Below are 20,544 nucleotides of genomic sequence, written 5' to 3' on the forward strand. Positions count from 1 at the left end.
TCCTGCTCAAAAATTGAGCAGAAGCAGTTGAACACCTGGGTCAGTTTTCAGTCGGCAGAACAGCCTCTACTGGGTCAGTTTTCGGTCAGCAGCAACACCATGCCGACACGACCATGATTAAGAAACACTATGGAAAGCTGATCCCGACTGATACCAAACGGATGGGCAGTGCGGTGTCTGAGAAGATGGGATTTGGGGAGGATTGGAGCGGTGTATAGCGGTTTGGGGGAGCAGTTTTTTGCCCCCATTTGCCCCCAATTTTGCCCCCAAGCGATTTTTCACTTTCTAGAAGACCATAAAAAACCCCGTAACTCATTGAATTACGGGGTTTTTCTGTATGGCGGGAAGATAGGGATTTGAACCCTAGGTACCATCGCTGATACAACGGATTTCGAATCCGTCCCGTTCGGCCACTCCGGCATCTTCCCGTGCGGCGCGCATGATAGCAGCTGAAGTGCGTTTGGCGAACCCCAGTTTTGAATTTTTTCACATACTTTCAGGCGCTTGCACTCAGCCTGAAGCCGCTTTAAAAAGTCCTACCAATAAAAAGGGGCACCGAAGCGCCCCTTTGCTGAACCAACTGACCGAGTCTACCTAGACGGTTAAACGCGTCAGGGCTTCACGGTACTTGTCAGCGGTTTTCTGTGCCACGTCGGCAGGCACTGCTGGGGCCGGCGGCTCTTTGTTCCAGCCGGTGGACTCCAACCAGTCGCGCACAAATTGCTTGTCGAAGCTCGGTGGGTTGGTGCCTTCCACATAACTATCAGCCGGCCAGAAGCGGCTGGAGTCTGGCGTTAAGGCCTCATCCATCAATGTCAGGGTGCCGTTCTCATCAAGGCCGAACTCAAATTTGGTGTCGGCGATGATGATGCCGCGTGTAGCGGCGTATTCGACCGCGGCGCTGTATAGGTCAATAGCGGTATCACGCACCTTGGCTGCCAGTTCTGCGCCAATGATTGCTTCACACTGCTCGAAACTGATGTTCTCGTCATGGTCGCCTACAGCGGCCTTAGTCGAGGGGGTGAAGATCGGCTGCGGCAGTTTGGCCGCTTCTTTTAGGCCTGCTGGCAATTGAATGCCGCAAACCGTGCCGCTCTTCTGATACTCCTTCCAGCCCGAGCCCACAATGTAGCCACGCACAATGGCTTCAACTGCAACCGGCTTGAGGCGCTTGGCCACCACGGCGCGACCTTCCACCAGCGGCAATTCGGCGGCAGGTACGATGTCTTCGACGGTGTCGCCGGTGAAGTGATTGGGCACCAGATCCTTGAGCTTATCGAACCAGAAGTTGGAGATGGCGGTAAGGATCTTGCCTTTGTCCGGGATCGGCTCGTTGAGAATCACGTCGAAGGCCGAAAGGCGGTCGGTGGCGACCATCAGCATGCGTTTGTCGTCGATCTCGTAAAGATCACGGACTTTGCCCGAATAGATTTTCTTCAGGCTCAGGGTGGTGGCTGTGCTCATGTCGGAATTTCCGCCTTTGGTAAACAAAACAGGCGAAACCCACTGGGTTTCGCCTATTGGTAGTGCCGCTGCAGCAACCTGCTGTCAGCCAAGGTTTTCCTGGATTAGGTCCAGCACCTTACGCGCCACATCGGCTGGCGCAATGGTGTTGAGGTCTTTTTCCACGGTGATTTGGACGCTCTCGCCCACTGCGGTGAGGCGAACCTGATAACGCTCGGCGCGCGCATCGATCTCTTCTTTGCTGGGCGCACTGCCAAACACACGACCGAAGAAACCCGGCTTGTCTTCTGGCTTTTGTGCACGTTCGGCCAAGTTGATGTAATACACACCCAGGCTGCGGTTGATGTCGTCGATGCGCACATCAGCCATTTCCAAAGAGCGACCTACACCAGACCAGGCGCGATCGAAATCAGCGCCCAGGCTCAACACCGGATTACCGTTGCCGTCCTCAGACAAGCTGACACGGTTCGGCGCATCGTAATCACGGGCCGCTAACAGGGAGACGGAGTCGCCTTGCTCGGCACTGCGCGCCAGCGTCACCAGCATTTCATCCAACAGTGCAGCATCCAGGCTTGGGTTGCTGCTGCGGTTGGTGAAGGCGACATCGGCGGTGCTACCCGCTGGACGCTCAGCGCTGACGATAAAGATCTCGCTGGTGTTGCGCTGCACGCCTGGCTCGATACGAACACGCACGCGCGTTTGCGCATCGGGGTTTACACCCGAAACACGGCTGCTCAGGCGACGCGCCATTGAATCGGACAGCGCATCGAAACGCTGCCAAGACGTACTGAACTCACCTGTTTGCGGCCGCTCTTCAGCAATCTCAAAGCCATTGTCGGCGAAGAACTGACGAGCGACGGGCCACACTTGCGCCGGCACGCGCTGCGCAACAACCCAGCGTGAGTCGCCGCTTTTCTGCAGGCTGAAGTCGCTGGTGTCACTGACCAAGGCGAGAGCCTGCGGGCGCGGCACGTTGAACTCACCGGTATCAGTGGTGGTGGCCACTTGTTGCGGTACAGGCAGCAACGGATCAATGCGTTTGGCATTGACGTTAGCGGGCATTTGCATTGGGGCTGTCTGACGGGCTTCGAGGTAATCGCTGCCGCGGTCACGGAAATAGCCGTTTTCGCCATAGATCCAGCCACAACCGCTGGTGCCAGCGATAATCAGGGCCAGCGTGGAGAGTCCGGTGAGTCGCTTCATGCGGGGTAATTCCTCAATTAAACCAATACGCCGCACTGGCGCAGGGCCTGACGCAGCGGTTCGTGGCAACGCGGGCTGAGCCAGGTCAAGGGCAGTCGAATGCCATCAGGCATCATGCCCATTTCATGCAGCGCCCACTTAACCGGAATGGGGTTGGATTCGATAAACAACGATTTGTGCAGCGGCATCAGGCGATCGTTGATCGCACGAGCAATCGCGGCCTCACCGCGCATGGCGGCAGCGCACAGGTCGCTCATGGCGCGCGGAGCGACGTTAGCGGTTACCGAAATATTACCTTTGCCACCCATCAGCATCAGTTCAACGGCCGTGGCGTCGTCACCGGAATACACCAAAAAGTCTTTGCCGACGCGATCCAGCACTTCCTGACCGCGCTGCAGGTCGCCGGTCGCTTCTTTAATACCGATGATGTTGTCGATTTTGGACAGACGCTCAACGGTCTCAGGCAGCATGTCGCAGACCGTACGGCCCGGCACGTTGTAGAGAATCTGCGGGATGGCCACCGACTCGGCGATGTGGCGGAAGTGCAGATACAAGCCTTCCTGGGTCGGCTTGTTGTAGTAAGGCGTTACCAGCAGACAAGCATCAGCGCCAACGTCTTTAGCTGCACGGGTGAGTTCTACCGACTCACGCGTGGAGTTGCCGCCCGTGCCGGCGATTACCGGAATGCGCCCAGCCACCTGATTGACCACATGCTTGATCACCTCGATGTGCTCTGCAACATCAAGAGTGGCCGATTCACCGGTCGTACCGACTGCGACGATGGCATTGGTGCCCTCTTGCAGGTGGAAATCCACCAGTTTGCTCAGGCTGCCCCAATCAAGACCACCTTGTGCATCCATGGGCGTAACCAGTGCCACCATACTGCCCGCAATCATGCAACCGCTCCTGCCGGAAAAAGAGAGCCGTAATGGTACTGGGGCCACCTGCCTTGCACAAGCGAACAGCCTTGGCTCATTGCCGTTTAATCATGTGCGCTGGCAATAGATGAATCGCACTGGCGGCAGATTTATGCGCGAGCCATTTAAATTGACCCAAGACCCGACATTCCCGACCTGGCGCAACTGACGGCATTCCCCTAGACGGTGCTTTTCGCTACCCTTCGGACTTTGATCGGTTTTGTGGCTGTATACCGATCGCATCTTGTTTAGGAAGGCTGCATGTCCACCCCCTCAGTTCGTGAACAATTTCTTCTGATCAGCGCCCTTGGCCCTAACGCCATGGAATTGACTAACGTGCTTTGCCGCACCAGCCATGAAAACCGCTGCGCGGTCGTCAGCACCCGCCTGAGCCGTCATGGTGAATTCAGCGCACTGGTGCTGCAGATATCCGGCAGCTGGGATGCACTGGCACGCTTGGAATCGAGCCTGCCCGCGCTGGCAAAAAAGCACAGCTTTTCGGTGAATGTGATTCGCAGCAGCGCCTCAGAAACCCGTCCGCAGGCCCTGCCTTATGTGGCTTATGTCAGCTCCGCCTATCGGCCTGACATTCTTAACGAGCTGTGCCAGTTTTTTATCGACCACCATGTCGAACTGGAAAACCTCACCTGCGACACCTACCTGGCTCCGCAAACCGGCGGCACCATGCTTAACGCCACGCTGACGGTAACGTTGCCCGCAGGAACGCAAATCAGCTGGCTGCGTGATCAGTTTTTGGACTTTGCCGACGCGCTCAATCTGGATGCGTTGATTGAACCTTGGCGTCCGCAGACTCCCTAACCCGTTGAACCTACCGCCCATGCCGAGCGCGCAGTTCATTTGCCTTTGTTAAGGGACTTGTCCCGTACGGAGTCGACGACCTAAGCGTCGACGCATCGAGCACCACCGCAGAGGAACCTGTTATGGCCGTAGCACTCGACACCCCGGTTGCAGACTTTAAAGCAGACGCCACCAGCGGCCAGACCGTGCAGTTGTCTGACCTCAAAGGCCGGAACGTGGTGATCTACTTTTACCCCAAAGACAGCACACCTGGCTGCACCACAGAAGGCCAGGGCTTTCGTGACCATTACGCAGCATTCCAAGCTGCCAACACCGTCATTTTTGGCGTGTCGCGCGACGGCATGAAGTCCCACGAAAACTTCAAGTGCAAGCAAGCCTTCCCCTTCGAACTGATCAGCGACAAAGACGAGACCGTCTGCCAGTTGTTCGACGTGATCAAGCTGAAAAAGCTCTACGGCAAAGAATACTTAGGGGTCGACCGCAGTACCTTCCTGATTGATCAAGACGGCGTTTTACGCCAGGAATGGCGTGGCGTGAAAGTGCCGGGCCATGTTGAAGCGGTATTGGCTGCGGCGCAGGCACTCAACAAGGCTGAATAAATCTTTCAGCCTTTACGCAACCAATAGCGATACACGCCGCCTTCGACTTCTTCATGCAACAGGATATGACCGGCCAGGCGAGCAAACGCGCGGAAATCGCGCTGCGAGCCTGCATCGGTTGCTTCAACCCTGAGCACAGCACCGCTCTGCATGCGATTCAACTCAAGCTTGGCCTTCAGTAACGGCAATGGGCAGGACATACCTGTTGCATTCAGTTGCACGTCGAATTCATCAATGTGCCATTGCAAATCAGTCATTTAACCACTCCAGAATGACCGCAAGGATAACCAAGGCGGCACAACCCTGGCCAGCACCGCTGCCTGGCAGCTACAGTAGCGGCTTTGTTCGACAAGAGCTTTCTGCATGAGCCTTCTGCGCCCTACCCTGCTGACCCTTGCCTGCCTGCTGACAGCACCGGTCATGGCCAATGACCTGCCCTCACTGGGCGATGCCAGCTCTGCCATTGTGTCACCGCAGCAAGAGCATCAACTCGGCCGCGCCTGGTTAAGTCTATTGCGTGGCCAGATCAGCCAACTCGATGACCCGCAACTCAAGGACTTCGTCGAAACCAGCGTCTATCGCCTGAGTGAAACCAGCCAACTGCAGGATCGACGCCTTGAATTTGTGCTGCTCAACAGCCCGCAAATCAACGCCTTTGCCGCTCCCGGCGGCATCATCGGGGTGAACGGCGGTCTGTTTCTGTACGCCCAAACAGAGGCCGAATACGCTTCGGTCATGGCGCACGAACTGGCCCACTTATCACAACGCCATTTTGCACGCGGCCTGGAAGCTCAACAGCGTATGCAGTTGCCAGTCATGGCAGGCTTACTGGCTGGCATTGTTGCCGCCGCCGCCGGAGCGGGTGATGTGGGTATTGCAGCAATTGCCTCCACACAAGCCGCCGCCATGCAGGAACAACGGCGCTTTTCCCGACAGAATGAACAAGAGGCCGACCGCATTGGCTTGGTCAACTTGGAAAAAGCCGGTTTCGACCCACGCGCCATGCCGAGCATGTTCGAGCGTTTGATGCGCCAGTACCGCTACGACCGCAAACCGCCTGAGTTTCTTTTGACTCACCCGGTTTCCGAGTCACGCATTGCCGACACCCGCAACCGCGCCGAGCAATACGCGAGCAAAGGCATCACAGACAGCGTGCGCTATCAATTGATGCGCGCTCGCGTGCAACTCATCTACGAAGAAACGCCCGGCGTTGCCGCCAAACGCTTTCGCAACATGCTTGACGAAAACCCGCAACTGGAAGCCGCGCGTTATGGCTTGGTGATCGCGCAAATCAAAGGCGGCCAGCTCAAGCAAGCACGTGACTCGCTTCAGCCGCTGCTCACTGCTGCACCTAATGACGTGAACTACAACCTGGCGCAGATTGAGCTGGATATGGCGGCCAATCGCCTTAGCGACGCCGAGAAACGCTTAACTCGGCTGCTTAACTTGTTCCCTCACAACTATCCGATCAATCAAGCCAATGTTGATTTGCTCATGAAACAACAGCGTATTCAGGATGCCGAGCGAGCCCTGGATGAGCTGCTCAAAAATCGCAGCAAAGATCCGGACATCTGGTACCAGGTGGCTGAGGTACGCGGCCTGGCGGGCAATACCGTGGGGCTGCATCAGGCTCGCGGCGAGTTTTTTGCGCTGGTCGGAGATTACAATCAAGCGCTTGAGCAACTCGACTTTGCCAAACGGCGCGCCAGTAACAATTTCCAACTGGCATCGCGCATCGACGCCAGGCAGCGTGAGTTGATGGAAGAGAAACGCCTGATTGAGCAGATGCTGCGCTAATCAAACAGCTCAAACGCAAAACGGTAGACCATAAAAAACCCTGCAGTAGCAGGGTTTTTTATGGCTCATGATGGGCGGCCTGCTGCAAGCCAGGCGAAAATTGCGCTGCGACGCAAACAAAGCCGCTGGCAGACGCGACACGCTCAACAGCCGCCCCCAACCAAGCCAAAACCTCGCGCGCGACGGACGCGTTTAAACGCTCACGCTTAGTGACTGTCAGGCATTGCCACTGAGTTTGAGCCGCGCAGCCTGGGTGAAGTCCAGCATGCGCTTGAGGGGCTTAATCGCCTTGGGGATAAGGGCCGGGTCGACAAAAACCTCATTGGAGCCTTCACGCAAACACTCAAGGGTGCGCTGCAGAGTGTTCATTGCCATCCACGGGCAATGTGCGCAGCTGCGACAGGCCGCGCCGTTGCCAGCGGTAGGTGCTGCGACAAACTCCTTACCCGGACACAACTGCTGCATCTTGTAGAAGATGCCGGCGTCAGTGGCCACGATAAACGTCTTGTTCGGCAACGACTGCGCCGCCGCAATCAACTGACTGGTAGAGCCCACGGCATCAGCCAGATCGATCACCGCCGTTGGCGACTCGGGGTGTACCAGCACCGCTGCATCTGGATACAAGGCCTTCATGTCCGCCAATTGCTTGGCTTTGAATTCCTCGTGAACGATGCAAGCACCGTCCCACAGCAACATATCGGCACCGGTTTTGTTCTGGATGTAACGCCCCAGATGCTGGTCGGGTGCCCAGATGATACTTTCGCCGTTGTCCATCAAGTGCTCGACAATCTCGACCGCACAACTGGACGTCACCACCCAATCAGCCCGCGCCTTAACGGCCGCTGAAGTGTTGGCATAAACCACCACCGTGCGCTCTGGATGCTGATCGCAAAATGCCGAAAACTCTTCCACCGGGCAGCCCAGATCCAGCGAACAGGTCGCTTGCAACGTAGGCATCAGTACGCGTTTTTCCGGATTAAGGATTTTCGCGGTCTCACCCATAAATTTGACGCCCGCCACCAACACCGTCTGCGCGGCGTGCTGATTGCCAAAACGCGCCATTTCCAGCGAGTCAGACACGCAACCGCCCGTTTCTTCGGCAAGTGCCTGCAGCACCGGGTCACAATAATAGTGAGCCACCAGTACCGCGTTTTGCTTCTTCAGCTCGGCTGCGATCTCGGCGCGATAAAACGCTTCCTGGTCAGGGGTCAGCGGCTTGGGCTGTTTGGCATCAAGATGGGCTTGCACGAGCAGGCGTTCGGAAATCTGGGTCATGTCATCAGGCTCTGAATATGCTTTCAGTGCAGCGAGTATACCCGCCTGGATTGCACTGGAGCAGGCAACGTGCAATCACACGCAGGCGGTAAAAGTGACAGATACAAAAAAGCCCGAAAATTCCTTTAATCAGAACTTTCAGGCTTCTCGGCCTTCCTAGGAAGGAAATATGGTGGGTCGTGTGGGATTCGAACCTACGACCAATTGGTTAAAAGCCAACTGCTCTACCAACTGAGCTAACGACCCGACGCGAGGCGCATGATACTGATTTTATTCAGGAATTCAACACCTCACGAAAATTTTTTAGAAATAACGGGTGGGATCCTGCAAACCTGCCGCCGAAAAACCAGCCGTACGCAGGCGGCAACTGTCGCATTTACCGCAAGCCCGGCCCTGATCATCAGCCTGATAGCAGGACACCGTCAGCGCATAATCAACACCCTGCTGAACGCCAGCCTGAACGATCTCAGCCTTACTCATGGCCTGCAGCGGAGCCTGAATACGAAAGCCCTGCCCTTCTACCCCAGCCTTGGTAGCCAGATTGGCCATGCGCTCGAAGGCTTCAATAAACTCCGGACGGCAATCCGGGTAACCGGAATAGTCCACTGCGTTTACGCCGATAAAAATATCCCGCGCCCCCAGCACCTCAGCCCAACCCAGCGCGAGGGAAAGGAACACCGTATTACGCGCCGGCACATAGGTGACCGGGATGCCTTCAGTCGGGCTTTCCGGTACGGCGATACGGGTATCGGTCAAGGCTGAGCCGCCCATGCCATTCAGATTAAGGCCAATCACCTTGTGCTCGACCACACCCAGCTGCCGAGCCACCTGCTCAGCCGCCTGCAACTCAGAGCGGTGCCGCTGGCCGTAATCAAAACTCAGGGTGTAACAGCTGTAGCCATCGGCCTTGGCCAACGCCACCACGGTGGCCGAGTCCAGACCGCCAGACAGCAGGATTACCGCTTTCTTATCGCTCATATCAATGTCCCGGCTCATCGTTCCAGAGAATCTTGTGCAACTGCATCTGCAGGCGCACAGGAAGGTTGTCGGCAATGATCCAATCCGCCAACGAGCGTGCGTCCAACTCATGATGACTGGGCGACATCAGCACCTCACTTACACGCCGATCCAAGCCATATTGAATGAGCTTACTTACCGCCCAGTCATAATCCTCGCGCGAGCAGATGACGAATTTGACCTGATCATTAGGTGTGAGCAGAGCAATGTTCTCGTAGCGATTGCGAGCCACCTCGGCAGAACCAGGAGTTTTGAGGTCGAGGACCTTGCTCACCCGCACATCGACCTCTGCTACGTCCAGCGCGCCACTGGTTTCCAGCGACACCTCATAGCCCGCATCACATAGCCGCTGCAACAGCGGGATGCAGTTGGGTTGCGCCAGTGGCTCGCCTCCGGTGACGCAGATATAGCGAGGCTTATAAGCGGCGATCTGTTCAACGATGGCGTCCAGGGACATGATCTCACCACCACTGAATGCATAAGCCGTATCACAATATTGGCATCGCAGCGGACAGCCGGTCAGGCGAACGAACACAGTCGGCAAGCCGGCGGTGCGCGTTTCGCCCTGCAGCGAGTAAAAAATCTCGGTAATTCGCAGGGTTTCTTGCATATGAGCCACGGGCGTGACAGCTAAACAGGCTGCCCGCCTCCGTTGCGGAAAAGGGGCGCGGATTCTAAACGAAATGGCGCGGGGATAAAATCAAAGCATCGTGCAGGCCACCTTTAGTGAAGCAAACGCCTGAACCAGCAAAAACAAAAAACCCGCGACTAGCGCGGGTTTCGGGGATCACTCAAACATTAGGGTAAGCGCTGAAGATCACGCTGTGACAACTGAGCAGCTGAGCTGCCCGGATACTGAGCAATCACCTGCTGCAGAATGCCCTTGGCTTTCTGTGTATTGCCCAAGCGCTGTTCAACGTCAGCCAATTTAAACAGGGAATCAGGCACTTTGGCGTGGCTCGGGTAAGCCTGGCTGACCCGAGCAAAAGCCTGGCCTGCGCCTTGTAGATCACCCTTGGCCAGGTTCACCTCACCCAACCAATACTGCGCATTGCCGGCATACTGACTGTTCGGGTATTTGCGCAAAAATGCTGCAAATGCCTGACTGGCCTTATCGAAGTCCTTAGCTTTGATCAGATCAAAGGCGGCTTCATAAAACAGTTTTTCCTTGGCAGGGTCGGCCGGCTCGTTGCTGGCCGGCGCCGGCGCCTGTCCCGCTGCTGGCGGGGTTGGCGTACCGCTGGCATTAATTGCGCCAGCGGCTGAAGAATCTTGGCTGGTCGCAGCTGGTGCCACGCCACCACTCACACGTCGATCAAGATCCTGATAACGCTCAAGACCTTCTTGCTTCAGACGTTGAATTTCGTTTTGCTGCACTTCAAGTGCACCACGCAGTTGCGCGATTTCATCCTGCATTTGCTGCAGTTGATTGAACAGCATGCCCTGCGCAGAAACAGGGGCCGAAGCCCCTGATCCGGCGAAGGTGCCGGACGCGCCATAACCTGCAGGCGGATAACTGCTGCCGTTACCGGCATTGTTGTCCACTACGGGAATCTCAGCCAGCGCCGAAAACGGCAGGCTAAGGACCAGAACGGTTAAAGCACGAAGGCACGTTCGCATATCGAATTACTTACGCAGTTCGACGCGACGGTTCTGAGCCCAGGAAGACTCGTCATTGCCAGTAGCAATGGCGCGCTCTTCGCCGTAGGAAACCAGTTCCAGCTGAGCAGGGGAAACGCCCTGCAGTACCAGGTAACGCTGAACAGCTTTGGCGCGACGCTCGCCCAGAGCCATGTTGTATTCGCGGGTACCGCGCTCGTCAGCGTGGCCTTCCAGAACTACGCGAGCGCCATTGCCTTGCAGGTCTTTGGCGTGCACGTCCAGAGCGCGCATGGCCTCTGGCTTCAGGTCAGAGCTGTCGTACTCGAAGTAGAAAGTAGTGATAGCGCGCAGAGCAGCTTCTTCGCTCAGGCTGCCGTCAACTGCGCCAGAGTTAGCGCCGTAACCAGCGTTAGGATCGATAGCGCCTTCGCCAGCAGCATCGCCGCCTTTCGAGGAGCAACCAACAGCCACAGCCAGAGCCAGGCTCAGCGCAGCGAACTTACCAAATTTCAGCATTTCCATCATGTAACTCCTAATGAACCCCAGTGTGTTAAGCAGTATTTCAAGCAAAAACGGTGTAGCGCCGCATCAGTTCAGGTAAGGGGACCAAGAAGGCTCTCGAACTTCGCCTTGAGCGGTAGGAAGAGGGAGCCTCACGCGACCATTGGTGGACGCTAATACCAAGACTCCCCGTCCCTGCTGGCGGGTGGCGTAGATTACCATGGTGCCGTTGGGCGCGACAGTAGGCGACTCATCCAGACTGGTATCTGAAAGTATCCGCAAATTACCGCGCTGCAGGTCTTGAGCCGCCACTTTGAACACGGTGTAACCATCCTGGCGATGGATCATGACCAGGGTTTTCTCGTCAGCCGAGAGCTTCGGGTTGGCGTTGTAGTTGCCAATAAAGGTCACGCGCTCAGCAGACCCACCATTAATGTTGGTCCGGTAAATTTGTGGCTTACCAGAACGATCAGAAGTGAAATAGATGGTCTGACCGTCTTTGCCCCAGAACGGCTCGGTATCAATGGACGGCTGATTGGTCACGCGGCGCAGTTGGCGCGTCCCCATGTCCATCACATAGATTTCCGGATTACCGTCACGCGACAACACAAACGCCAGTCGATTGCCGTCTGGCGACCAGGCTGGCGCGCCGTTGAGCCCTTCGAAATTGGTGATCTGTTCGCGACGACCAGTGTCGATGTGCTGCACAAAAATCCGCGGGCGCTTCTGCTCAAAAGAGACATAGGCGATACGACGGCCATCTGGAGCAAAAGAAGGCGACAGAATCGGCTCACGGGACTGCAACAGCGTTACCGCGCGAGCACCATCATAGTCAGAGCGCTGCAAGGTATAGCGGGTGTTATTCACACCAAAACGCTCAGCAGTCACGTAAAGCATACGTGTCGAGAATGCACCCTTAACCCCAGTGAGCTTCTCGAATGACTGATCGGCAATGTGGTGAGCCATGTCGCGCAATTGATCGACACCACCGCCAACGCTGCCGGTCAGCACTTGCTGCTGACTGGTGACGTTGAACAGGGCGAACTGAATCTGCAAGCGGCCCGCATTAGGCACGATGCTGCCGACCAGCACGTATTGTGCCCCTAGCGCCTGCCAGTCCCGATAAATGACTTCACTGGCCTGAGTCGGCAGGCTAATCATGTTTTGCCGAGCAATCGGCTCAAACACGCCCGAGTTGCGCAGGTCATTGCCAATAATTTCAGCCATATCATCGGGCAACACACTGCCGCCTTGCCAGCCAAACGGCACCACAGCAATTGGCGTAGCCCGGTCTGTACCACTGCTGATCACCAACGGATCAGCGGCCTGAACGGTTCCGACCAGCAAGGTCAGACCGAACAGAACTATACGCATCAGGGTATTCACAGACCTAAATCCTCCGGTTTGAAGACAGCGCGACGCTGCCGGTAAAGGCGATCAAATGTAGCGCGATCCAGTTGTTGCATTTCGGCTATACGACCAACGTTACGCACGGCCTGCACAGCAGAATTATCAAAAGGGGCATCACCACTGGAGCGCGTCACACTGGCATTGGTGATCGTGCCGTCGGGTAACATTTCAATCAAAACTTCTACGCTCATACCGTTACGTGCCGATGGCGGCCGGCGCCACTGCTGGCTCACCAGCATCACAATCAGATCATCCAAGCTGCCTGCCACCTCATCGCCCACCGTATCGGCAAGCGCTTGTTGACGCCCAACATCCTCAGACAGCAATTCGGCCAGCGCAGCCGCCTTTTTGTCTTCTACGGCTTTACGTTGCGCCGCTTCCGCTGCTTTCTTCTTCGCGTCATCAGCGGCTTTCTTTTTCGCCGCCTCAGCAGCAGCCTTCTTCTTAGCGTCTTCTGCCGCTTTCTTCTTGGCGTCTTCGGCAGCCTTTTTCTTGGCCGCCTCATCAGCCGCTTTCTTTTTAGCAACATCAGCGAGCTTTTTCTGCTCAGCTGCTTTTTTATCCGCCTCAGCTTTTTTGGCCGCTTCAGCTTTCTTGGCTTCTTGAGCCTTCTTTTGCTCAGCGGCTTTGGCCGCTACTTTTTCTTGCTCGGCCTTCTTCTGTTCCAGTTGCTCCGTTTCATAAACAGGCGCACTGGTTTTTTTCGCTTCGCCGGCGATTTTCTGGTTGGTCTGAGTGGTGGCCTGGCTCTGTGATTGCAACTTATAAAGCGTGGCTTGCACCACAGGCCTGGCAGGCGGCAACTCCGGGGTGAACGCAAAGCTGACAAACAGCATGGCGAACATCACCACATGCAGGCTTACCGCCCACACCACCGGCCAAAACAAATTTTGCGAAGGCGAGCGCTCGCGCTGATCGTGCATCAGGGAGCCTCAGTAATCAGCCCGACGTTGCCCACGTCAGCCTGCTGCAGGCCGCCCATGGCCGCCATGATGGTGCCGTAGTCAATGGTCTTATCGCCACGAACAAACACCTGCACCTGCTTACCTGTCGCACGGCCCTGGCTGATGATGGCCGTGACGGCGCGGGTCATTTCCTCAAGCGTGAGGGCCTGATCCTGAACAGTATCTACGTCTACCTCAGTGCCCATATTCCAATAATAGGTTTTATCGGCCTTGATCGAGATCGTCAGAACCTGAGCGTTGTTATCTTGCGGCAAGGCCTCACTGCTGACTTTAGGCAGATCAACCTTTACCCCCTGATTAAGCATTGGCGCGGTCACCATGAAAATCACCAGCAGCACCAACATCACGTCGATGTAGGGCACCACGTTCATCTCAGAGACCGGCTTGCGTCTGTTGCGAATTCTGGCCATGACTTAAAACCTTTCGTGAAGTGCGCCCAAGGCTTAGTCGTCGCTGGTGTGGACTTTGCGATGCAGAATCGCCTGGAATTCGTCAGCGAAGGTGTAGTAACGACCGATGAGCATTTCCCCACGGGCAGAGAAGCGGTTGTAAGCGATAACCGCAGGAATTGCAGCGAACAGGCCGATGGCGGTGGCGATCAGCGCTTCTGCAATACCCGGCGCAACGGTCGCAAGGGTCGCTTGCTGCACCTGAGCCAGGCCGCGGAAGGAGTTCATGATGCCCCAGACAGTGCCGAACAAACCGACATATGGGCTAGTGGAACCTACGGTAGCCAGGAACGGCAGGCTTTGTTCAAGCTTCTCTTCTTCACGCGAGATGGCCACGCGCATGGCACGCGCCACGGCATCCATCACTGCATCAGGATCAACACCGGCTTGCTGACGCAGGCGCGAGAACTCTTTGAAGCCCGCCCGAAAAATCTGCTCAAGGCCTGAGTCCGGATCGGGGTTGCTGCCCACCTGACGATACAGTTTGGACAGATCAATACCTGACCAGAAACGCTCCTCGAAGTTATCCAAAGCACGCTTGGCCGCACGCAGCATGGTTGTACGCTGGAAGATCATGACCCACGAGGCCACCGATGCTGCCACCAGGGACAGCATTACCAGTTGCACCACCAGACTGGCGGCACTGATCAAGCTCCAAATTGACATGTGGTCAACGGCGTTGGCTTCCACGCTTACTCTCCTGCTCTAGATGTACCCGTGCCACCCTGCGCGGCAAAGGCCAAGCGCAAAGTTTGGGGAATAGCACGGGGTTTCAAATTGTCGGTGCGCACACAGGCCACCATAAATTGCCCTTCACACAACAGCACATCATCCGCCGCTCGCCTGACCTGTTGACGAAAACGCAGGCTTGCGCGGTTTAACGCTATGACTTCAGCGCTCACGAGTAGCTCATCATCAAGCCTCGCAGGTGCGTGGTAACGCGCCTCAGCCGAATGCACAACAAACAACAGACCCTCGCCGGCTAGCGCTGACTGGAAAAAACCCAGTTCACGCAGGCACTCGGTACGAGCCCGCTCCATGAATTTGAGGTAATTGACGTAGTAGACGATGCCACCCGCATCGGTGTCTTCGTAATAAACCCGACAACGAAAGGTGAACGGCTGAGCTCCGTTTTGCGCGCGCATACTCTAGTGCCCACCCGCAGTCTTGCCAATCGCTTTGGGTAAGTATTTTTTGTTAATCATTATCACCGCCAAACAGATCTGCTGCAGGCAAGTCACCCATGCGTTTGGGCACATTGAGCCCGAAATGCAGGTAGGCATGGCGCGTGACAATGCGCCCGCGCGGGGTGCGCATGATGTAGCCCTGCTGAATCAGGTAAGGTTCAAGCACATCTTCAATGGTGTGCCTTTCTTCGCTGATGGCTGCTGCCAGGTTATCCACACCCACAGGGCCACCATCAAACTTCTCGATCATGGTCAGCAACAAGCGCCGATCTTGATGATCGAAGCCACGCTCGTCGACATCAAGTAAGTTCAACGCCAGGTCTGCAATGGATCGCGTGATGTCGCCCTGCCCGCGCACCTCGGCAAAGTCGCGTACACGGCGCAACAGTCGATTGACAATCCGTGGCGTGCCACGGGCACGGCGGGCAATTTCATACGCGCCATGTGGGTCGATCGACAAGCCCAAAATGGCTGCCGAACGCATGACAATGGTGGTCAGGTCCTCGGTGTTGTAGAACTCCAGGCGCTGCACAATCCCGAAGCGGTCGCGCAGTGGGTTGGTCAACATGCCCGCGCGTGTCGTCGCACCCACCAAAGTAAATGGTGGCAAATCGAGTTTGATTGAGCGCGCCGCAGGACCTTCACCGATCATGATATCGAGTTGAAAGTCCTCCATTGCCGGATACAGCACTTCTTCAACGATCGGCGAAAGGCGATGAATCTCATCGATAAACAGCACATCACCCGGCTCAAGATTGGTCAGCAACGCAGCCAAATCACCCGGACGTTCCAACACGGGACCGGATGTACTCTTGATCGAAACGTTCATTTCCTGGGCGATGATGTTGGCCAAGGTGGTTTTACCCAAACCGGGCGGGCCGAAGATCAGGGTGTGATCCAGCGCCTCACTCCGCCCGCGAGCCGCCTGAATAAAAAGCTCCATCTGCTCGCGCACACTAGGCTGGCCGATGTATTCAGCCAGCTTTAGCGGACGAATGGCGCGGTCCACCTGCTCATCACGGTCACGAGGGGCTGCGGTAATCAGGCGATCGGCTTCTAGCACTAGACCATTCCCTTCAGGGCTCGACGAATCATATCTTCACTGCTCAAACCATCTTCCTTAATAGAGGAGACGGCGCGGCTGGCTTCTTGGGGTTTGTAGCCAAGCGAAATCAGCGCGCTGACCGCATCGTTCTCCGCGCTTGAGACTGCTGCGCCCACGCGAGGTTCCACCACCAAGGTCGACATTCCGGGCACGGTTTCCCAAGCCTTGAAACGGTCTTTGAGTTCAACCAGCAAGCGCTCAGCGGTTTTCTTGCCTACGCCGGGTATTTTAACCAGCACCGAGGTGTCTTGAGCCTGCACACAACGCACCAATTCATCGACCTCCAACCCCGACATCAAGGCCAGCGCCAGTTTTGGCCCGACGCCATTGAGACGGATCAGCTCGCGAAACAACTCGCGCTCACGCTTCTCAAAAAAGCCATACAGCAGATGAGCATCCTCGCGCACTACCAGATGGGTGTGCAGGGTCAACGGCTCACCTACGGCGGGCAAACGGTACAGGGTGGTCATGGGCACTTCCAGCTCATAACCCAAACCATTTATGTCAAGAATCACATGGGGCGGCTGCTTCTCAGCCAGGGTGCCGCGCAAACGTCCGATCACCGCTGCTTTCCTTAAAAATAACGTTACAAACGAAGACGACCGGCGCGCCGCTTGGCACCTACCAGACCATGGGGAATCAGACTTTGCCGGTGATGGGCATGGCACAGGGCAATGGCCAAGGCATCGGAAGCATCGATCTGCGGCTTCTGCATCAGTTTGAGCAAGTGCATAACCATCAACTGCACCTGCTCCTTGTCTGCCCCGCCGCTGCCAGCAATCGCCTGTTTGACCTGAGTGGCGGTGTATTCGGCGATGTCCAGCCCTGCTTCAATGCCCGCAACGATTGCCACGCCACGCGCCTGACCAAGCTTTAGCGCCGAATCCGGGTTGCGCGCCATAAAAACCTGCTCAATACCCATGGTCACCGGCCCGTAGGTTTCGATGACCTCACGCACACCGCGAAACACCACTTGTAAGCGCTCTGGCATCGAGCCACTACCCGTGCGAATGCAGCCCGAAGCCACGTATTCGCAGTTGCGCCCAGTGTCACGCACCACGCCGTAACCGGTGATGCGTGAGCCAGGGTCGATGCCGAGAATCAAGGTCATGCCTTACCGCTCACTCAAAGTGCCCGCCAACATAGCCGACACACTGTCTATTTATCCAGCTCGCGAGTATAGAGGCCGCTAGCGACCACGTCATCCAGGCAGTGCTTATAAAAGCGCAATGGCACATCTTTGCGACACCCAATACCTCAATCGCTTAGTCGCCGCAGGATTTTCAACGCATAAAAAAGCCGGAGCGCGCAGATCAAGGATCCAACATGCTCCGGCGGCGGCGACATCTAGAACCTAACCCAATTGTTCCATGATCGCGTCAGGAATCTCGGCATTGTGATAGACCTCCTGCACATCATCGAGGTCTTCCAACATATCGATCAGCTTGATGACTTTTTGCGCCGTTTCAAGATCGCTGATTGGCGCACTGATCGATGGAATCATGGCGATTTCCGCTTCTACAGCCTTCAAGCCTGCGGCATTGAGCGCCTCGTTGACCGCATGAAAGTCGGTAAAGCTGGTGGACACCAGCGCCGAACCGTCTTCAGCCGTCTCCACGTCATCCGCACCGGCTTCCAGTGCGGCTTCCATCAGCGCATCTTCGCTCACGCCAGCGGCAAAACTGATTTGCCCCTTACGGTCAAACATGTACGCCACAGACCCATCAGTGCCCAGATTACCGCCACATTTCGTGAAGGCATGGCGCACTTCAGCGGCTGTACGGTTGCGGTTATCCGTCATGGCCTCGACGATGATCGCCACACCACCCGGCGCATAACCTTCGTAGCTCAACTCAGCAACGTTGTCGGCTTCGTTATTGCCGGCACCGCGGGCGATGGCGCGATCGATCACATCACGCGACATATTGTTGGTCAGCGCCTTGTCCACAGCCAGACGCAAACGCGGGTTATCTGCCGGAATTGGCCCGCCGTGCTTGGCGGCGACGGTCAACTCACGAATCAGCTTGGTGAAGATCTTGCCGCGCTTGGCGTCCTGACGCCCTTTGCGGTGCTTGATGTTGGCCCACTTGGAATGACCAGCCATAACGCACTCCGGTTTTTCACATTCGATATCAAGGCGTGAGAGTTCGAGCCTCTCCGTCCTGCCATAAAGAAGAAGCCTGGAAAACCAGGCTTCTTTTCACGCTTATTCCGCTTTCGGTTGCTCGCGCAGCCGAATATGCAGCTCGCGCAGCGATTTGTTGTCCACCTCGCCCGGTGCCTGAGTCATGACGCACGCCGCGCTCTGGGTTTTCGGGAAGGCAATGACCTCGCGGATCGACTGCGCGCCGGTCATCAGCATCACCAGGCGATCCAGGCCGAAGGCCAGACCACCATGGGGCGGCGCGCCGAATTTCAGGGCATCGAGGAGGAAGCCGAACTTCTCCTGCTGCTCGTCTTCGCTGATACCCAGCACACGGAACACGGTCTGCTGCATCGACTTGTCGTGGATACGGATCGAACCGCCACCCAACTCAGTGCCGTTGAGAACCATGTCGTAGGCACGCGAGAGCGCCGCCGATGGGTTGGCTTCGAGTTCTGCCGGGCTGCACTTGGGCGCAGTGAACGGGTGATGCATGGCGGTCAGGCTGCCGTCGTCGTTCTCTTCGAACATCGGGAAGTCGACAACCCACATCGGCGCCCACTCACAGGTCAGCAGGCTGAGGTCATGACCCAGCTTGATACGCAGCGCGCCCAAGGCTTCGCTGACGATCTTCGCTTTGTCGGCACCGAAGAACACGATGTCGCCGTCGACTGCGCCCACGCGGTCGAGGATCACATTGATGTTTTCCAGCGGGATGTTCTTGACGATCGGCGACTGCAGGCCTTCGACGCCAGCAGCGCGCTCGTTGACCTTGATGTAGGCCAAGCCTTTGGCACCGTAGATGCCGACGAACTTGGTGTAGTCGTCGATCTGCTTGCGCGGCATGCTCGCCCCGCCCGGAACACGCAGCGCGGTCACGCGGCATTTCGGGTCGTTGGCAGGGCCTGCGAAGACCTTGAAATCGACGTCTTTCAGTTGGTCGGCCACATCCACCAATTCCAGCGGGTTACGCAAATCTGGCTTGTCCGAACCGAAACGACGCATGGCTTCAGCCAACGTCATGTGCGGCAACTCGCCAAATTCGACGTCCAACACTTCCTTAAACAGCTGGCGAATCATCTTCTCGGTGATGGCCATGATGTCGGCCTCATCCATGAAGCTTGTTTCGATATCGATCTGGGTGAATTCCGGCTGGCGGTCAGCACGCAAGTCTTCGTCGCGGAAGCACTTGGCAATCTGGTAGTAGCGATCGAAGCCCGCGACCATAAGCAGTTGCTTGAACAGCTGCGGCGACTGCGGCAGAGCAAAGAAGCTGCCGGCGTGGGTGCGGCTTGGCACCAGATAGTCACGCGCGCCCTCGGGCGTGGCGCGGGTGAGGATCGGCGTTTCCACATCGAGGAAGCCGTTGTCATCCAGGTAGCGACGGATGCTGCTGGTGATGCTCGAACGCAGCTTCAACTTGGCGGCCATTTCCGGGCGGCGCAGGTCGATAAAGCGATAGCGCAGGCGGGTTTCTTCGCCGACGTCGGAGTACTCGTTGAGCGGGAACGGCGGGGTTTCTGCTTCGTTGAGCACTTCCAGCTCATAGCCCAGTACTTCGATAGCGCCGGACGCCATGTTGGCGTTGCCGGCACCGGCCGGACGCAGACGCACCTTACCGGTGATTTTCACCACGTACTCGCTGCGTACTTTGTCTGCAGTAGCAAACGTCTCGGCACGATCCGGGTCGAATACCACCTGAGCCAGACCTTCGCGGTCACGAATGTCGAGGAAAATCACCCCGCCATGGTCACGACGGCGATGTACCCAACCGCAAAGGGTGACTTCCTGGCCGTCCAGGCTCTCGTTCAGTTGGCCGCAATAATGGCTGCGCATCATGGTGGTGGTCGCTTCTCTTGAGTCTTGAATTCGTTGGGCCGCAATGAATGCGACGCTCGTGAGCCGGTCAACCGGCTGGCGCAGGCGCCATTTTCCGCAATTGCGCTGCGTTTGAACGCGATAAAAGCATCAGTGGCACTTAAAACCGCCAAGCTCTTATCCGATAAAACACGGCAAAGCCGGGGATTATATATGGTTAAGCCGCCACTTGCAGCCGCAGCCCCGCGCGCTTTTACCAGCACTTCCTATACT

The 20,544-nt window shown here is 56.6% G+C and carries 22 protein-coding genes and 2 tRNA genes; 3 read left to right on the top strand and 21 right to left on the bottom strand.

The genetic code is table 11. The features are described from left to right. Positions 1–338: 338 nt before the first annotated feature. The 4 genes from AUK77_RS04375 to dapA form a co-directional block, all read right to left on the bottom strand. Positions 339–428, bottom strand: a tRNA-Ser gene (locus AUK77_RS04375). Positions 429–594: 166 nt separating this feature from the next. Next, positions 595–1,464: a phosphoribosylaminoimidazolesuccinocarboxamide synthase gene (locus AUK77_RS04380; protein ID WP_296126620.1), complete on the bottom strand. Its 870-nt coding sequence runs from the start codon at positions 1,462–1,464 to the stop codon at positions 595–597. A gap of 84 nt (positions 1,465–1,548) precedes the next feature. After that, positions 1,549–2,667 (bottom strand): outer membrane protein assembly factor BamC, encoded by a 1,119-nt coding sequence (gene bamC, locus AUK77_RS04385; RefSeq protein WP_296126621.1) that lies wholly within the window; start codon positions 2,665–2,667, stop codon positions 1,549–1,551. Positions 2,668–2,684: 17 nt separating this feature from the next. Beyond that, entirely contained in the window at positions 2,685–3,563 is an 879-nt protein-coding gene (dapA, locus tag AUK77_RS04390; RefSeq protein ID WP_296126622.1) for a 4-hydroxy-tetrahydrodipicolinate synthase, read from the bottom strand. 282 nt (positions 3,564–3,845) lie between these two features. Here dapA and AUK77_RS04395 point away from each other — a divergent pair, with 282 nt between their 5' ends. Next, entirely contained in the window at positions 3,846–4,403 is a 558-nt protein-coding gene (locus tag AUK77_RS04395) for a glycine cleavage system protein R (RefSeq protein ID WP_296126624.1), read from the top strand. A 122-nt stretch (positions 4,404–4,525) separates the two neighbouring features. Beyond that, positions 4,526–5,002 carry a peroxiredoxin gene (locus AUK77_RS04400; protein ID WP_296126625.1) on the top strand — a complete coding sequence of 159 codons (477 nt, stop codon included), beginning with the start codon at positions 4,526–4,528 and terminating at the stop codon, positions 5,000–5,002. Between the two features lie 5 nt (positions 5,003–5,007). Here AUK77_RS04400 and AUK77_RS04405 read toward each other — a convergent pair whose 3' ends face one another. Continuing rightward, positions 5,008–5,259 carry a sulfurtransferase TusA family protein gene (locus tag AUK77_RS04405; RefSeq protein ID WP_296126626.1) on the bottom strand — a complete coding sequence of 84 codons (252 nt, stop codon included), beginning with the start codon at positions 5,257–5,259 and terminating at the stop codon, positions 5,008–5,010. 106 nt (positions 5,260–5,365) lie between these two features. Here AUK77_RS04405 and AUK77_RS04410 point away from each other — a divergent pair, with 106 nt between their 5' ends. Then, on the top strand, positions 5,366–6,799 hold the full coding sequence (locus tag AUK77_RS04410; protein WP_296126628.1) for a M48 family metalloprotease: 1,434 nt from the start codon (positions 5,366–5,368) through the stop codon (positions 6,797–6,799). A 216-nt stretch (positions 6,800–7,015) separates the two neighbouring features. On the opposite strand, the gene nadA is transcribed toward AUK77_RS04410, so the two are convergent. From nadA to aspS, 16 genes are all read right to left on the bottom strand, one after another. After that, positions 7,016–8,074 carry a quinolinate synthase NadA gene (gene nadA, locus AUK77_RS04415; protein ID WP_296126630.1) on the bottom strand — a complete coding sequence of 353 codons (1,059 nt, stop codon included), beginning with the start codon at positions 8,072–8,074 and terminating at the stop codon, positions 7,016–7,018. Between the two features lie 170 nt (positions 8,075–8,244). After that, positions 8,245–8,320: transfer RNA gene (locus AUK77_RS04420), tRNA-Lys, on the bottom strand. 57 nt (positions 8,321–8,377) lie between these two features. Next, on the bottom strand, positions 8,378–9,052 hold the full coding sequence (queC, locus tag AUK77_RS04425) for a 7-cyano-7-deazaguanine synthase QueC (protein WP_296126632.1): 675 nt from the start codon (positions 9,050–9,052) through the stop codon (positions 8,378–8,380). A gap of 1 nt (position 9,053) precedes the next feature. Further along, positions 9,054–9,701 (bottom strand): 7-carboxy-7-deazaguanine synthase QueE, encoded by a 648-nt coding sequence (queE, locus tag AUK77_RS04430; protein WP_296126633.1) that lies wholly within the window; start codon positions 9,699–9,701, stop codon positions 9,054–9,056. 188 nt (positions 9,702–9,889) lie between these two features. Beyond that, positions 9,890–10,711 carry a tol-pal system protein YbgF gene (gene ybgF, locus AUK77_RS04435; protein WP_296126635.1) on the bottom strand — a complete coding sequence of 274 codons (822 nt, stop codon included), beginning with the start codon at positions 10,709–10,711 and terminating at the stop codon, positions 9,890–9,892. Between the two features lie 6 nt (positions 10,712–10,717). After that, the gene (gene pal / locus AUK77_RS04440) at positions 10,718–11,215 is read right to left on the bottom strand and encodes a peptidoglycan-associated lipoprotein Pal (protein ID WP_296126637.1); all 498 of its coding nucleotides are present in this window, start codon (positions 11,213–11,215) and stop codon (positions 10,718–10,720) included. A gap of 66 nt (positions 11,216–11,281) precedes the next feature. Beyond that, the gene (gene tolB, locus AUK77_RS04445) at positions 11,282–12,580 is read right to left on the bottom strand and encodes a Tol-Pal system beta propeller repeat protein TolB (RefSeq protein WP_296126640.1); all 1,299 of its coding nucleotides are present in this window, start codon (positions 12,578–12,580) and stop codon (positions 11,282–11,284) included. Beyond that, positions 12,577–13,527 (bottom strand): cell envelope integrity protein TolA, encoded by a 951-nt coding sequence (tolA, locus tag AUK77_RS04450; RefSeq protein ID WP_296126642.1) that lies wholly within the window; start codon positions 13,525–13,527, stop codon positions 12,577–12,579. The genes tolB and tolA overlap by 4 nt, the downstream gene beginning before the upstream one ends. Continuing rightward, positions 13,527–13,979, bottom strand: a complete 453-nt coding sequence (gene tolR, locus AUK77_RS04455) for a protein TolR (protein WP_296126645.1) — start codon at positions 13,977–13,979, stop codon at positions 13,527–13,529. Before tolR ends, tolA begins: the two co-directional genes overlap by 1 nt. Positions 13,980–14,012: 33 nt before the next feature. Then, positions 14,013–14,708, bottom strand: a complete 696-nt coding sequence (gene tolQ, locus AUK77_RS04460) for a protein TolQ (RefSeq protein ID WP_296126647.1) — start codon at positions 14,706–14,708, stop codon at positions 14,013–14,015. A gap of 2 nt (positions 14,709–14,710) precedes the next feature. Then, a complete protein-coding gene (ybgC, locus tag AUK77_RS04465; protein ID WP_296126648.1) occupies positions 14,711–15,163 on the bottom strand; it encodes a tol-pal system-associated acyl-CoA thioesterase in 453 nt (150 codons plus the stop codon). A gap of 52 nt (positions 15,164–15,215) precedes the next feature. Continuing rightward, positions 15,216–16,268: a Holliday junction branch migration DNA helicase RuvB gene (gene ruvB, locus AUK77_RS04470; RefSeq protein ID WP_296126650.1), complete on the bottom strand. Its 1,053-nt coding sequence runs from the start codon at positions 16,266–16,268 to the stop codon at positions 15,216–15,218. After that, positions 16,268–16,873, bottom strand: coding sequence for a Holliday junction branch migration protein RuvA (ruvA, locus tag AUK77_RS04475; RefSeq protein ID WP_296126652.1), 606 nt, complete (start codon positions 16,871–16,873; stop codon positions 16,268–16,270). Before ruvA ends, ruvB begins: the two co-directional genes overlap by 1 nt. Positions 16,874–16,896: 23 nt before the next feature. After that, on the bottom strand, positions 16,897–17,421 hold the full coding sequence (ruvC, locus tag AUK77_RS04480) for a crossover junction endodeoxyribonuclease RuvC (RefSeq protein WP_296126654.1): 525 nt from the start codon (positions 17,419–17,421) through the stop codon (positions 16,897–16,899). A 243-nt stretch (positions 17,422–17,664) separates the two neighbouring features. Further along, complete coding sequence (locus tag AUK77_RS04485; RefSeq protein ID WP_296126656.1) at positions 17,665–18,414, bottom strand: YebC/PmpR family DNA-binding transcriptional regulator; 750 nt, start codon at positions 18,412–18,414, stop codon at positions 17,665–17,667. Between the two features lie 102 nt (positions 18,415–18,516). Beyond that, complete coding sequence (gene aspS, locus AUK77_RS04490) at positions 18,517–20,292, bottom strand: aspartate--tRNA ligase (RefSeq protein ID WP_296126658.1); 1,776 nt, start codon at positions 20,290–20,292, stop codon at positions 18,517–18,519. Positions 20,293–20,544: the final 252 nt, after the last annotated feature.

Source organism: Pseudomonas sp. Ga0074129, from assembly GCA_001465025.1.
Classification (GTDB): domain Bacteria; phylum Pseudomonadota; class Gammaproteobacteria; order Pseudomonadales; family Pseudomonadaceae; genus Aquipseudomonas.

Bases quoted from the DNA above. Each gene is read 5' to 3' on its own strand.
- dapA (WP_296126622.1), bottom strand. From the start codon at position 3,563: ATGATTGCGGGCAGTATGGTGGCACTGGTTACGCCCATGGATGCACAA.
- AUK77_RS04395 (WP_296126624.1), top strand. From the start codon at position 3,846: ATGTCCACCCCCTCAGTTCGTGAACAATTTCTTCTGATCAGCGCCCTT.
- nadA (WP_296126630.1), bottom strand. From the start codon at position 8,074: ATGACCCAGATTTCCGAACGCCTGCTCGTGCAAGCCCATCTTGATGCC.
- tolR (WP_296126645.1), bottom strand. From the start codon at position 13,979: ATGGCCAGAATTCGCAACAGACGCAAGCCGGTCTCTGAGATGAACGTG.
- tolA (WP_296126642.1), bottom strand. From the start codon at position 13,527: ATGCACGATCAGCGCGAGCGCTCGCCTTCGCAAAATTTGTTTTGGCCG.
- AUK77_RS04485 (WP_296126656.1), bottom strand. From the start codon at position 18,414: ATGGCTGGTCATTCCAAGTGGGCCAACATCAAGCACCGCAAAGGGCGT.
- ybgC (WP_296126648.1), bottom strand. From the start codon at position 15,163: ATGCGCGCGCAAAACGGAGCTCAGCCGTTCACCTTTCGTTGTCGGGTT.
- ruvC (WP_296126654.1), bottom strand. From the start codon at position 17,421: ATGACCTTGATTCTCGGCATCGACCCTGGCTCACGCATCACCGGTTAC.
- AUK77_RS04410 (WP_296126628.1), top strand. From the start codon at position 5,366: ATGAGCCTTCTGCGCCCTACCCTGCTGACCCTTGCCTGCCTGCTGACA.
- aspS (WP_296126658.1), bottom strand. From the start codon at position 20,292: ATGATGCGCAGCCATTATTGCGGCCAACTGAACGAGAGCCTGGACGGC.
- pal (WP_296126637.1), bottom strand. From the start codon at position 11,215: ATGGAAATGCTGAAATTTGGTAAGTTCGCTGCGCTGAGCCTGGCTCTG.
- bamC (WP_296126621.1), bottom strand. From the start codon at position 2,667: ATGAAGCGACTCACCGGACTCTCCACGCTGGCCCTGATTATCGCTGGC.
- AUK77_RS04380 (WP_296126620.1), bottom strand. From the start codon at position 1,464: ATGAGCACAGCCACCACCCTGAGCCTGAAGAAAATCTATTCGGGCAAA.
- AUK77_RS04400 (WP_296126625.1), top strand. From the start codon at position 4,526: ATGGCCGTAGCACTCGACACCCCGGTTGCAGACTTTAAAGCAGACGCC.
- queC (WP_296126632.1), bottom strand. From the start codon at position 9,052: ATGAGCGATAAGAAAGCGGTAATCCTGCTGTCTGGCGGTCTGGACTCG.
- queE (WP_296126633.1), bottom strand. From the start codon at position 9,701: ATGCAAGAAACCCTGCGAATTACCGAGATTTTTTACTCGCTGCAGGGC.
- ybgF (WP_296126635.1), bottom strand. From the start codon at position 10,711: ATGCGAACGTGCCTTCGTGCTTTAACCGTTCTGGTCCTTAGCCTGCCG.
- AUK77_RS04405 (WP_296126626.1), bottom strand. From the start codon at position 5,259: ATGACTGATTTGCAATGGCACATTGATGAATTCGACGTGCAACTGAAT.